Source organism: Hyphomonas neptunium ATCC 15444, from assembly GCF_000013025.1.
Taxonomy (GTDB): domain Bacteria; phylum Pseudomonadota; class Alphaproteobacteria; order Caulobacterales; family Hyphomonadaceae; genus Hyphomonas; species Hyphomonas neptunia.
The window spans coordinates 2,173,138-2,186,280 of sequence record NC_008358.1 but is presented as its reverse complement, the minus strand read 5'-3'; the positions used below and the strand labels follow the sequence as shown (position 1 = coordinate 2,186,280).

11 protein-coding genes are annotated in these 13,143 nt (G+C 61.7%); 7 read left to right on the top strand and 4 right to left on the bottom strand.

The genetic code is table 11. The annotated features are described in order from the left end of the window. Nucleotides 1-168 precede the first annotated feature (168 nt). The gene (locus HNE_RS10435) at nucleotides 169-564 is read left to right on the top strand and encodes a hypothetical protein (protein WP_035592210.1); all 396 of its coding nucleotides are present in this window, start codon (nucleotides 169-171) and stop codon (nucleotides 562-564) included. Between the two features lie 102 nt (nucleotides 565-666). Here the strand turns inward: HNE_RS10435 and HNE_RS10430 are convergent, their stop codons facing one another. Further along, the gene (locus HNE_RS10430; protein WP_011646949.1) at nucleotides 667-1,593 is read right to left on the bottom strand and encodes an IS110-like element ISHne4 family transposase; all 927 of its coding nucleotides are present in this window, start codon (nucleotides 1,591-1,593) and stop codon (nucleotides 667-669) included. 347 nt (nucleotides 1,594-1,940) lie between these two features. On the opposite strand from HNE_RS10430, the gene HNE_RS10425 reads away from it, so the two are divergent. Beyond that, a complete protein-coding gene (locus HNE_RS10425; protein ID WP_011647103.1) occupies nucleotides 1,941-3,569 on the top strand; it encodes an AbgT family transporter in 1,629 nt (542 codons plus the stop codon). A 60-nt stretch (nucleotides 3,570-3,629) separates the two neighbouring features. Here the strand turns inward: HNE_RS10425 and HNE_RS10420 are convergent, their stop codons facing one another. Then, nucleotides 3,630-4,256, bottom strand: a complete 627-nt coding sequence (locus tag HNE_RS10420; RefSeq protein ID WP_011647102.1) for an MlaC/ttg2D family ABC transporter substrate-binding protein — start codon at nucleotides 4,254-4,256, stop codon at nucleotides 3,630-3,632. A gap of 31 nt (nucleotides 4,257-4,287) precedes the next feature. Then, entirely contained in the window at nucleotides 4,288-5,055 is a 768-nt protein-coding gene (locus HNE_RS10415) for an MlaA family lipoprotein (protein WP_011647101.1), read from the bottom strand. A gap of 298 nt (nucleotides 5,056-5,353) precedes the next feature. On the opposite strand from HNE_RS10415, the gene HNE_RS10410 reads away from it, so the two are divergent. From HNE_RS10410 to metH, 5 genes are read left to right on the top strand one after another with little or no spacing between them, the layout of a single operon-like run. Beyond that, a complete protein-coding gene (locus HNE_RS10410) occupies nucleotides 5,354-6,331 on the top strand; it encodes a metalloregulator ArsR/SmtB family transcription factor (protein ID WP_011647100.1) in 978 nt (325 codons plus the stop codon). Continuing rightward, nucleotides 6,328-7,242 carry a methylenetetrahydrofolate reductase [NAD(P)H] gene (gene metF / locus HNE_RS10405; protein ID WP_011647099.1) on the top strand — a complete coding sequence of 305 codons (915 nt, stop codon included), beginning with the start codon at nucleotides 6,328-6,330 and terminating at the stop codon, nucleotides 7,240-7,242. Before HNE_RS10410 ends, metF begins: the two co-directional genes overlap by 4 nt. Before the next feature lie 3 nt (nucleotides 7,243-7,245). Beyond that, a complete protein-coding gene (locus HNE_RS10400; RefSeq protein ID WP_011647098.1) occupies nucleotides 7,246-8,304 on the top strand; it encodes a homocysteine S-methyltransferase family protein in 1,059 nt (352 codons plus the stop codon). Further along, nucleotides 8,301-8,729, top strand: coding sequence for a gamma-glutamylcyclotransferase family protein (locus HNE_RS10395; RefSeq protein WP_035592510.1), 429 nt, complete (start codon nucleotides 8,301-8,303; stop codon nucleotides 8,727-8,729). Before HNE_RS10400 ends, HNE_RS10395 begins: the two co-directional genes overlap by 4 nt. Next, entirely contained in the window at nucleotides 8,726-11,368 is a 2,643-nt protein-coding gene (gene metH, locus HNE_RS10390) for a methionine synthase (protein ID WP_011647096.1), read from the top strand. Before HNE_RS10395 ends, metH begins: the two co-directional genes overlap by 4 nt. On the opposite strand, the gene HNE_RS10385 is transcribed toward metH, so the two are convergent. Next, complete coding sequence (locus HNE_RS10385; protein WP_011647095.1) at nucleotides 11,365-13,101, bottom strand: putative bifunctional diguanylate cyclase/phosphodiesterase; 1,737 nt, start codon at nucleotides 13,099-13,101, stop codon at nucleotides 11,365-11,367. The genes metH and HNE_RS10385 overlap by 4 nt on opposite strands. Between the last annotated feature and the right edge of the window lie 42 nt (nucleotides 13,102-13,143).

The following is a 13,143-nucleotide window of genomic DNA, read 5'->3' as shown; positions in this document are numbered from 1 at the left end:
ACAACGCGTCTTACCTCTCTCCCTCTGGGAGAGGAGGGGCCCATCGCAAAGCGATGGGAGGTGAGGGCCTCCGCCCTATCCACCAATATTCCCGCTGAACCTGCAGCACCTGCGCGATTTCCAGAAATCTCATCCACCCCCTCCGCAGGCGGAGGTATACTCCCTCCCATGACACCCCAGATCGCCCGCCTCTATGCCCACGTATCGCCAGTGTTCTGGCCATACCTCTGGCTACAGCTGCGCTGGATCTTCAAACGTCAGGACAAGGAACTCCGTACCCTCCTCATCTCCGTCACCCGATGGGGCCAGGTCCAAATCGTCCAGGTAGGCGACCACTGGCGCGCCTATCGCAAACCGGAATCGCTAAAGGCCAGCTGGGACGATCCGGTCTGGCAAAGCGCGGTCCCGCCAAACATGGTTGGAGCTTTTCTGGAGGAATCCTGCGCTGGTATCCTCCCCTGCTTGCGGGGCTTCGAGGGATCAGAAATCGCATTGCGATTTCCCCGAGAAGGCTCCGAAGGGTCGGAGGGGGGAGCGGCAAGCACAATTCCCGACACCTCCTAGCCTAAAGCAACCCCACGCTCCAAGCCGAAACCCTTACCTCACCCCACGCACAACAGGTCCCCTCCCCATGACTATGGGGAGGGATAGCAACTGTTGTTCGGGTCAGATTCCAGGGCGGTAGTTTCTCTGTTCTCGGAGGATGGCGTTGAGCTGGGTGAGAAGGACGCGGGCGACGGCGATTATGGCGACCTTGAAGGGTTTTCCGGCGTCCTGCAGTCTCTGGCGCAAGGCCTTCAGGGCGGGGTCGTAGCGGCTGGCGATGAAGGCGGCCTGATAGAGGCTGGTGCGCACGTCCTTGCGTCCGCCCCAGATGCGGCGCTGGCCGCGCATCTGCCCGCTGTTGCAGGCATGCGGGGCGAGGCCCGCGAGGTTGGCGATAGCGCCGCGGCTGACATGGCCAAGCTCCGGCAGCCGGGCGATCAGGCTGGCGGCTGTGATGGGACCGATGCCGGGGGCTGATCGCAGGCGCGCTTCGGCCTCGGCCAGAGGTGCATGGGCCTTGATCAGGGCAGTGATCTCCGCCTCAAGCCGGGCAATGCGGCGCTTGAGTATCCCGATCAGGCTGGTGATGTCGGCGCGCACGAACGCATCGCGTGCCTGCCTCAGGCGGCAGGCTTCCCGCGCCGCTTCTCCGGTGAGATCGTCCCGCCGGGCCATCAGCGCCGCCAGCCGGGTGCGAGCCGGATCGGGCGGCGGCGTCGGTGACAGCTCCAGCGCCCGGCCCATGCGCGCGAGGACTTGGGCATCCACCCGGTCGGTCTTGGCCAGGCGCCCGGTGGCGCGGGCAAACTCGCGGGCCTGCCGGGGGTTGATCCGGGCATGGGCGACGCCAGCCGCGCCCAGCGCCTCAGCAAGCGGGCGCTCATAACCGCCGGAGGCTTCAAACACGACGAGCGCGCCGCCGCAGCGCCGGGCAAAGGCTTTCAGGGCGCGGGGCGTCATCTCCAGACGGCCCGATCGGCCGCTGTCGAGGCAATGGGTGTCGATCCAGTCTTTGGCAATATCGACGCCGATGACATTCTGAGGCATGGTGTTCCTGTCCTTGTCATGCGGGGCCGGGCGCTTCCAACACCCGCCCCTGTCAACTGTTCAGGGCGAACTCAAACTGACAGGCGGGCCGTTCGCTAACTCGCGGTCCTCAAAGACCAAGGGTGGGGACAGACCCCGCCTGTCACCCAATCCCTACACCAAAATCACAATACAAGGGTGGGGCACCTCTCCGCATAAACACCCTCACCGGCCGCGCCCCCGCGCGTTCCGGCCGCCCGCGCTGCCCGGCGCCTGTTTGGCCCGTCCTGCGCCACTTCTGGCACAAAAGGCCTTGCCTTCGGGCCGCCGATCCGCACAGTTCGACCTGGGAAACTGGGAGAGTTCGAATGAGTGTGAACGATACGGCGCCGGCACAGAAAGGTTTTCTCGGATTTGTCGAGCGAACCGGCAACAAACTGCCTGATCCGGTCTTTCTCTTCTTCTACCTGATCGGCGGCCTCGTCCTCATCTCGATTCTCTGCGCCGTCCTGGGTGTTTCCGCGCCCCATCCCACCCAGCTCAACCCCGACGGGTCGACGATGATCGTGCGGGCTGACAGCCTTCTGTCGGCGGCCAATATCCAGCGGCTCTGGGTCGACATGCCCAAGACCTTCACCCACTTCCATCCCCTCGGCTATGTGCTGATCGTGATGCTCGGCGCCGGGGTGGCCGAACGCTCCGGCCTCTTTGCCAGCGGCATGCGCGCCGCCGTTCGCGGCGCCCCAACCGCGTTGCTCACGCCCGTCGTCGCGCTTATCGCCATGCTGTCCAACCACGCCTCGGACGCTGGCTATGTCGTGCTGATCCCCTTGGCAGGCATTCTCTTCGCCGCCGCCGGTCGCCATCCGATTGCCGGGATTGCGGCGGCTTTTGCCGGGGTTTCGGGCGGGTTTTCCGCCAATATCACCCCCGGCCAGCTCGACGCGCTTCTCTTCGGCATTACCCAACAAGCTGTGGATAACTCCGGTCTCGTTGAGGGGCTGAACGTCAACATTGCCGGAAACTGGTTCTTCATCAGCGTCCTGATGGTGATCTACCTGCCGCTGATCTGGTTCGTCACCGACAAGATCGTCGAGCCGCGCCTGGGCAAATGGGTGCCCTCCGAGCAGCAGGCGAAGGATTTCGGCGAAGACGACAAACCGCTGGAACCGGCCCAGAAAAAGGGCATCCGCAATGCTGGGCTCGCCAGCCTCGCCGTCATTGCCCTCTGGGCCTTCATGACCTTCGGCCCCGGCACGCCGCTGATCAGCGAAGAGGCCTGCGCGCCCGGCACCATCGAATCAGGCGCCTGCTCGATCCACGCAACGCTCGCGCCGCTTTACCAGTCGCTGGTTGCCGCGTTTTTCCTGCTGTTCCTGTTTGCCGGCTGGGCGTATGGCGCAGCTGCCGGAACGGTGAAGAACCACCGCGATCTCGTCGCCATGATGGCCGAAGCCATGAAGGACATGGGCTATTACCTCGTCCTCGCCTTTGCGGCGGCCCATTTCGTGGCGATGTTCGGCTGGTCAAACCTCGGCTTCATCACCGCCGTTCACGGCGCCAATACCATCGAGGCCAGCGGCCTGCCGCTGCCTGTGGTGCTTGGCCTGATGGTGATTTTCACAGGGCTCCTGAACCTCTTCGTCGGCTCGGCCTCAGCCAAATGGGCGCTGATGGCGCCGGTTCTGGTACCCATGCTGATGCTGCTCGGCGTCTCGCCGGAAGGGGCCACCGCCGCCTACCGCGTCGGCGATGGGGCCACCAACATCATCACGCCGCTGATGGTGTATTTCCCGCTGATCCTGATCTTCGCCCAGCGCTGGGTGAAGGACTTCGGCCTGGGAAGCCTCACCGCCCTGATGCTGCCCTATTCGGTCTGGCTGCTGATTACCGGCGTGATCCTCACGGTCGGCTGGTTCTATCTGGGTATCGACCTTGGCCCCGGCGCGCCGATTGAATTCAATATGCCGGCCGCGCCGGCAGCAGTGACGCCCTGAATGAAAACGCCCTGACCAACGGTCAGGGCGTTTCTTTGCCTCAGATGCAGGAGCAGCAGATCAGCTGCGCTTGCGGGACTTCATGTCGGCGGTCATTCCGTCGATCTTGTTGATCAGCACATCGGCCGAACCATTGTTCTGGTCGAGCAGGGCGATGAACTGGGCGCGCTGTTCAATGGCCAGCCAGATCAGGTTGCCGTCCAGGTTCAGGGCCACATCGACAACCTGATAACTGCCGTCCTTGCCCAGAACGCGCCAGCGCACATCCATGTCGCGGCCGTCATTACGCTTGATCACCGTGTTGACGATCGAATCGGTGGCCGAGCGGTCGACCGAGTTCTTCACCGTCACGGCTTCACCGCGATAGGCGTCCAGCTCGTTCTCATAGACCGCCATCGCATAGTTGCGGAAAGCGGTGCGGTAGGCGGTCAGCTCGTCCTTGCTGAAACGGCGGCTGTATTTACCGATGACGAAGTTCGAGATCGCATCGAAATCGGCGAACTCGTTCATATACTCACTGAACTTCTCGGTGCGTTCCTTGGACGACAACTCCGGGTTGTTCAGGGTTGAAAGCACTTCATTGGCATTCTTCTGAACATACGCTTCGGTCTTGGCGTCCGCAAAAGCGGGCAGGGCGCTTACGGTCATTGTGGCGGCCATGACAGCCGGGAGAATGAAACGTTTCATGGTCATAGTCCTTTTCTCAGGCGGCCGGGACTTACTCTTCATAGTCTTCAAATTCGTCGAAATCGGGGAGATCATCATAGGCGGCCTCGTCATCGACCTTTCCATTAAGGATCTCCGCCTGACGCGAAGATGAATAAATCCGTCTAAGGGCAATATAGGGTTCGGGTTGGGCATTGAGCGTGTTGATCTGATCTTCCAGCCGCACGCGGGCATTGAGGGCGCCAACGATGCCGAGACCGGCGCGGATGGCGAGATCAGAATCAGAATCATTATCGAGCTGAACCCATGTCAGAGGGTCGATCGCGCGGTCCACACCGAATCCCAGCAGGTCGCGCGGCGTCGTGGGGCCAAGAACCGGCATCACGATATAAGGCCCGCTCTCTACGCCCCAGACGGCCAGCGTCTGGCCGAAATCTTCCCGGTGACGCTCAAGGCCGATTTCCGATGCCGGGTCCCAGAGGCCCAGAACGCCAATAGTCGTGTTGATTCCAAACCGCGCGAACGTCGTTCCGGCGCGTTTGGCCTCACCTTGGAGGACGTCGTTTGCGAAGACGACCGGGCCGCGAAGGTTGGACAGGAAATCCCCAACCCGGTCACGGGCGAATTCCGGCGTTACGGTCTTGTAGGCGGTTGCGGCCGGGTCGAGGGCGTACTTATCCAACCCGTTGTTAAAGGCGTACATCTTGCGATTGAAGCCTTCATAAGGGTCAGCAATATCAGTAGATCCTGCAGCAGGTGTCGAGGCACAGGCGGCAAGTGCAACCGCAAGCAGCGCGGCACCGGGGAGGGCGGTTTTCATGCAGTCAATGTTCCTAAAGAGACGACATATGGCAGGGACAGGTTAGCGAGGAGTAAGTCATCAGCTGTTGACCTGCCTATGCTTCGGTGATCGCGATAAGTCAACGGGTGATGACTAACTTGGTTGATGCGAACGTAAGACAGATGGCATGTGGTTTTCCAGCTTCAACCTTACGCCCCAAAAATTGGTCAGAAACGTGTCATTCCCGCCATACTGATCAGTAAACATAACGAACCTGTTTAGATCAGGTTCCAAAGATGGATTGCAAATCATATAAAAGTTCGTTTATATGATTTGCATGAGTGATGCCTTCGATGGACTTCTTGAGCGGCTGCGGGCCGCGGGCGAGCCGACCCGGCTGCGCCTGCTGGCGCTGTTGCGGTATCAGGATTTGTCGGTAGGGGAACTGGTGCAGGTGCTTGAGCAGAGCCAGCCGCGCCTCTCCCATCATCTCAAAGCGCTTTCGGAGGCAGGCCTGGCAGAACGTCTACCGGAAGGCGCGTTTGTTTTTTATCGCGCCGCCAGAAGCGGGCCGGGCAAGGACCTTCTCGACGCGCTCTTTGCGGCGCTCGGCTCTGACGTCCCCGAAACGGAGGCGGACCTTGAACGCCTTCACACAGTTATGGCGGGGCGCGCCGCTTCGGCTGAAGCTTACTTTTCCAGCATTGCTGAGACCTGGGATACGGTGCGCGGGCTGCATTACCCCAATGAGGCCATTGAGACCGCCCTTCTGGAGCTGGCGGGGAAGGGGCCGTTTCGCCGTTTGATAGATTTCGGCACCGGCACCGGCCGCATGTTGGCGCTGTTTGCTCCGCTTGCGGCGGAAGCAGAAGGCATCGATTTCAGCCACCGGATGCTGACCGTGGCGCGGGCAAATCTTGAAAGCGCCGGCGCGCGCAATGCGCGTGTGCGGTTTGGCAATGTCACGGCCGTGCCTTTTGCCGATGCCAGCGCAGACCTTGTCATCATCCATCAGGTACTGCACTTCCTCGACACGCCGGGCGATGCCATCACCGAAGCGGGCCGCGTGCTGGCGCCGGGTGGCCAGCTGCTGGTCACCGACTTTGCGCCGCATGATCTGGAATTCCTGCGCGCCGAGCATGGCCATCACCGCCTGGGTGTGCGCCATGACGCGCTGGCAGGCTGGGCCGCAGAGGCCGGCCTGAGTCTCGAGAAACCCTTGAGCTTTGCGCCCCCGGAAAATGGCGCGCCGGGCCTTACCGTCAATATCTGGCGGGCGTTGAAGCCCGCCTCAGTTCAGGAGAAAGCCGCGTGACCCGTCCGGCCATCCCGTCGCAAGCAACTAAAGACCCGGTGCGGGTCTCGTTCGAGTTTTTCCCGCCGAAATCCGAGGCGATGAATGCCCGCCTCTGGGAGACGGTTCAGCGCCTGGAGCCGATGGCGCCGGCATTTGTCTCGGTCACCTATGGCGCGGGCGGCTCCACGCGGGAGCGCACGCATGACACGGTGCGCCGCATCGCGGCGGAAACGGCGCTTCCCCCGGCAGCGCACCTGACCTGCGTTTCGGCCACGAAGGAAGAAGTGCTCGCCGTAGCCGAGGAATATTGGCAGGCGGGCGTGAAGCATATCGTTGCGCTGCGCGGCGACCCGCCAGCAGGCATGGGCGCGAAGTTCGAGGCCCATCCGGGAGGCTTTGCCGACTCGGTTGATCTCATCCGTGGGCTGAGGGAGCATCGCCCGGAGCTGGGCAAGTGTTTCGAGATTTCGGTCTCCTGCTATCCTGAGCTTCACCCGGAAAATCTGGGATGGGACGCGGAGATTGCCTTCCTGAAGGCCAAGCAGGATGCGGGCGCGGACCGGGCGATCACGCAATTCTTCTTCGAGCCGGACGTGTATCTCGCTTTCCTCGAGAAGGCGCGGGCAGGCGGCGTGACCATGCCGATCGTTCCCGGCATCATGCTGCAGCCCAATTTCAACGGCCTGAAGCGCATCGCTGGCCTGTGCGGTTCATCCATCCCCGCCTGGCTGCACACGCTTTATGACGGGCTGGATGAGGACGAGGAGACACGTGATCTCGTCACCGCGAATGTGGCCGCCGACCTCTGCCGGAAACTGCAGGCCGAAGGTGTTGAGGACTTCCATTTCTACACGCTGAACCGCGCGGGGCTGGCGCTGTCCACCTGCCGCCTGCTTGGCCTCAACCCCCAGTCCGCAAAGGCAGCCTGAGCCATGAACAGCCAAGACCGTTTCAAGGCGCTCGAAGCGCTCGCCAATCAACGTATCCTCGTGCTCGACGGCGCGATGGGCACGCAGATTCAGAACTACAAGCTGACCGAAGAGGATTTTCAGGGAAACCGGTTTGGCGACTGGGAAATTCCGTTGAAGGGCAACAATGACCTTTTGAACCTCACCCGCCCGGATGTGATCGGCGAGATTCACCGTAAATATATTGATGCGGGGGCGGACTTTGTGGAGACGAACACATTCTCTGCGACCACCATCGCCATGGCCGATTACAAGATGGAGGCCCTTGCCGCCGAAATCGCCCGCGAAGGCGCGCGGATTGCGCGGGATGTGGCTGATAAGGCCGAAGCAGAACTTGGCCGTCCTGTAGGCGTGATGGGCGCTATCGGGCCGACGAACAAGACGCTGTCGCTGAGCCCGAATGTGAATGATCCGGGCTACCGGGACGTGACATTTGACCAGGTGCGCGAAGCCTATTTTGAGCAGGCCGAGGCGATGGCGCCGTTTATAGACGTGTTCCTGATCGAGACGGTGTTCGACACACTGAACGCCAAGGCGGCGATCAAGGCGCTGATCGACCTGCGCGAGCAGAAGGGTATCGACCTGCCGATCATCATTTCCGGCACGATTACGGATGCTTCGGGCCGGACGCTCAGTGGGCAGACGGCTGAGGCGTTCTGGAATTCCGTGCGCCATGCGCGGCCCTGGGCGATCGGCCTCAATTGCGCGCTGGGCGCGGACCTGATGCGCCAGCACGTGGCCTCTATTTCGCGCGTGGCGGATACCCGCGTGATTGCTTATCCCAATGCCGGCCTGCCCAACGCCTTTGGCGAGTATGACGAGACGCCTGACCAGACCGCGGCGCATCTGAAAGAATGGGCCAACAGCGGGCTGGTGAACGTGCTGGGCGGATGCTGCGGCACCTCGCCGGGACATATCGCTGCGATTGCGCAGGCAATCAGATCGGCGCCGCCGCGCAAGCTGCCGGAAGTTTCGCGGGCCATGCGTCTGTCGGGGCTGGAGCCGTTTACGGTGGCATCGTGACGCAAACGGACGTGCAGGCCGGAGATGTTTTCATCTTCTACGGCCTTCTGAAGCAGGGCGCAGCGGGCGCGCCGGACGAGCTCGGACTTGAGCTGGCCGGGGAATTTCTCGGGGCCTGCCGGTTCCGCGGGCGGATGCTTGATCTAGGCGGGTTTCCGGGCGTGGTGGCGGGCGATACGCTCTGTCACGGCGCGGTGTGGCGCGTAAAGGATGTGAGCGTCGTGCCCGCGATGGACGCATTTGAAGATGTGACGGATGACCCGGCTACATCGCTTTACCTGCGCGGCCGGGTGCCGGTCCTCGATGAGGCTGGCGCCGAAACGGGCGAGCAGGGCTGGATTTATATCTACAATCAGAAGACGGACGGCTTTGCCATTCTCCCGGATGGCAACTGGCCGCTGGACCGCGGAAGGTCGCGAAAATGACAGACGCAACAGCTACATTCATCAATATCGGTGAACGCACCAACATCACCGGCTCTGCCGTGTTCCGGAAGATGATTACCGACGGGCGCTACGGCGATGCCGTGGAGGTCGCCCGCCAACAGGTGGAGAGCGGCGCGCAGGTGATCGATGTAAACATGGATGAAGGCATGCTGGACGGCGTGCAGGCCATGACCACCTTCCTGAACCTGATTGCCGCCGAGCCAGATATTGCGCGCGTGCCGGTTATGATCGACTCTTCCAAATGGGAAGTGATCGAGGCGGGCCTGAAATGCGTTCAGGGCAAAGCCATCGTCAACTCGATCTCCATGAAGGAAGGCGAGGACAAGTTCCGCGAGCAGGCGCGGGCGTGTCTGTCCTATGGCGCAGCCGTCGTCGTGATGGCGTTTGATGAACAGGGGCAGGCCGATACCGCGCCGCGCAAGATCGAGATTTGCCAGCGGGCGTTCCGTATCCTGACCGAAGAAGTTGGATTCCCGGCTGAAGACATCATCTTCGATCCCAACGTTTTCGCTGTGGCGACGGGGATTGAGGAGCACAATACCTACGCGCTGGACTTTATCGAAGCGACGCGGGAAATCCGCAGGACTTGCCCTGGCTGCCACATCTCTGGCGGGCTTTCCAACGTGTCTTTCTCCTTCCGGGGCAACGAACCGGTGCGCCGGGCGATGCACTCTGTGTTCCTGTATTATGCGATCCCTGCGGGCATGGACATGGGCATCGTGAATGCCGGGCAGCTGGATATATATGACGACATTGACCGGGAATTGCGCGAGGCCGTGGAGGATGTGATCCTCAACCGCCGCGCTGATGCGACCGACCGGCTTGTGGACCTGGCCGAACGGTTCAAGGGACAAAAAGGCAAAGTGCAGGTCAAGGATCTGGCCTGGCGGGAGCTGCCCGTTGCCAAGCGGCTGGAGCATGCGCTGGTGCATGGCATCACCGAGTTTATTGATACGGACACGGAAGAAGCGCGCCTGAGCGTGGCGCGGCCGCTGCATGTGATTGAAGGGCCGCTGATGGCGGGCATGAATGTGGTGGGCGACCTGTTCGGGTCGGGCAAGATGTTCCTGCCGCAGGTGGTAAAATCAGCCCGCGTGATGAAGCAGGCTGTGGCCTGGCTTGAGCCCTACATGGAGGCGGAAAAGCGGGAGCTGGGTCTGGAGCGCAAATCGAATGGCAAGGTGATCCTAGCCACGGTGAAGGGCGATGTGCATGACATCGGTAAGAACATTGTTGGCGTGGTTCTGGCCTGTAACGGGTACGAGATTGTCGATCTCGGCGTGATGGTGCCGGCGGAAAAAATCCTCGATACGGCGGTGCGCGAGAAGGCCGACATTATCGGGCTTTCCGGGCTGATCACGCCGAGCCTTGATGAGATGGTCTATGTTGCGTCCGAGATGCAGCGCCGGGGCATGGTGCAGCCGCTGCTGATTGGCGGGGCAACGACGAGCGCAGCGCATACGGCGGTGAAGATCGAGCCCGCGATCCGCTCCGCGCCGGTGGTGCATGTGGTGGATGCCAGCCGCGCGGTCGGCGTCGTCAGTACACTGCTCAGCGATGAGGATCGCCCGGTATTTCTGGGCGAAGTACGCGCGCGGTATGAGCGGATGCGGGAAGCCCGCAAGGATGGACCGCCCAAGCCGCGCCTGCCTATTGCCGAAGCGCGCGCTGCCAAGCTCAAATTCGACTGGGACAGCTATACACCGCCGAGGCCCACCTATGAGGGTGTGCGGACGTTTGAGGACATCGATCTGGGCACGCTGGCCCGCTATATCGACTGGACGCCGTATTTCTCTGCCTGGGATCTGGCGGGGCGCTATCCGGCCATTCTGGAAGACAAGATCGTGGGCGAGGCAGCCTCCAGCCTGTGGCGGGATACCCAGGCGATGATGCAGCAGCTGGTCGGGGAAGACTGGCTGAAGCCGAAAGCGGTTGTAGGTTTCTGGAAAGCCAATTCCGCTGGGGATGATGTCAAACTTGCCAATGGCGAGGCCTTCCTGACTCTGCGCCAGCAGATGATGAAGGATAACAGCCAGCCAAACTTTGCGCTGGCTGATTTCGTCGCTCCAAAGGGGGATGATTGGATTGGCGGCTTCTGCGTCACCTCTGGTCCGGAAGTTGAAGACATCGCGCAGAGATTTGCCGCCAAGGGCGACGATTATTCTTCCATCATGGTGAAAGCACTGGCCGACCGGTTTGCCGAGGCCATGGCCGAGTACATGCACGAAAAGGTCCGCAAGGAACTCTGGGCCTATGCGCCGGACGAAGCGCTTTCTACGGACGAACTGATCGCGGAGAAATATCAGGGTATCCGCCCGGCGGCGGGCTATCCCTGCCAGCCAGACCATACCGAGAAAGCGACGCTGTTCCGCCTGCTGGAAGCAGAGAAACGTATCGGCGTGGAGCTGACCTCCAGCTATGCGATGATGCCCGCGTCCAGCGTGTCGGGGCTGTATCTTTCGCACCCGAAGAGCGTCTACTTTGCCGTCGGCCGGATCGGCCGGGATCAGGTGGCTGACTATGCCGCGCGCAAGGGCTGGGAAACGCGCATGGCCGAACGCTGGCTGGCGCCGATCCTCTCATATGATCCATTCGTGATGGCGGATGCAGTAGCCTAGCCGGCGGCGCTCAGGGCCTGGCTGCGGCCTCCACCCAGGACTGCCGCTGGCCTGCCGAGCAGGAAGCCCTGCGCGAGATCGCAGTTCATGCCCCTGAGGCGTTCGAGCGTTGCAGCGTCTTCAACGCCCTCTGCGCAGCATAGGATGTTCAGGGCCTGGCTGAGGCCAATGGCGGCCGACACGATCTTGTCGGAGCTTGGCGAGTTCTGCGCCGACTGGATGAAGGACTTGTCGATCTTGAGTTTGGTGAGCGGTAGCTCCTTCACCAATGTCAGGGAGGAATAGCCGGTCCCGAAATCATCAAGGGCGATGGACATCCCCATATCGCTCAGATCACGGAGCACCGATACTGTGTGCGTCATGTCGCGGAACATGGCCGTTTCGGTGATCTCAATTTCCAGCTGATTGCACTGCACACCGATACGGGACGCGAGCGCGGCCAGCCGGGCCGGGAATAGGCGGTTGGCAAACTGGATGGGGGAAACATTGAGCGCGATCTTCAGGTGGGAAGGCATTTTCCGGCAGGCAAGCAGGGCCTGCTCAGCAACGCCCCAGAACATCTCATCGATCAGACCGAGGCGCTCGAGAAGGGGAATGAATTCACCGGGGCCGGGTATGAACCCGATGTCGGGCCCATTCCAGCGCGCCAGCACTTCATATCCCGCCAGTTGTCCGTTTGCGACCGAATAGAAAGGCTGGAATACCGGACGTATCTGGTTTTCCGAAACGGCGGCCTGCAGGGACTCCGTGAGGCGGGCTTGCTTGGCCTCGGCAATGTCGATTGTGGGATCAAACAGACGCACGCCGCCATGATCGGACTTGGCGCGCTGCATGGCTTTGTCGGCTGCATGGAGCCATTCGGACCGTGTGGCGGCATCGCCAGGAAATTCCGCCGCGCCGATTGACGCGCCAACGCTGACGGCGCCGGGCTTGGATGGGAAGGGCGCGCAGAGTGAGGCGTGCAGCCGAATCAACTCTTCGTCGAGGCTTCCTTCGAGCCGCGCCGCATCAATCAGCATCCCGAATTCGTCGCCCCCCAGCCTTGCGACCAGTGCGCCGGGCCACCCGTCCTGAATTCGTCCGGCGATCACCTTCAGGGCATCATCCCCGACAGCATGGCCGTATTTGTCATTGAGATACTTGAACCGGTCGAGATCCACATAGATGAGCCAGGCGGGCGTGCCGAGCTGAACGAAGCGGTCTGCCTCTTCGATGAACAGCCTGCGATTGTTCAGGCCGGTCAACGTGTCGGTATCGGCAAGGCGCCTGGCTTCCTTTTCGGCTTCGCAGCGGACTGCCACTTCGGAATTGAGTTCATCTACAAGCTGCATGTTCAGCTTGAGGAGTGCACGGAGTACGGACAGTCCATCCACGATCCCGGCATAGCGGCCAAGATGATCCACCAGAATGTAGCCGTCAGGCGCATTGGTCAGGTCAGTCGCGGCAAGCTGGTTGGCGATGTCAGCAACTTGCTGGTCTGTGCCGACGACAAAGCGGGGCGGCTCCATGAATTCGGCAAGCGGCCGGGCGTCATAGAGCGCCCTGCCAAACTGGCTTGCAGCTTTGGAGATAATTTTCGTTCGCGTGAGCGCTCCGGCCGGACGTCCGGTTGCGTCCACGGCAGCGATGAGCCTCAGTCTCGGGTTCGCGACGAAGAAATCGATTGCGTCGCGGCACAGTCCGTCGGCCCGGAGCGCGGGAACGTTCTGAACATCAAGCTCACCAAATTGCATGCCATATCCTTGTGTTCTGTAGTGCGCGCTGCAGCGCGTCTT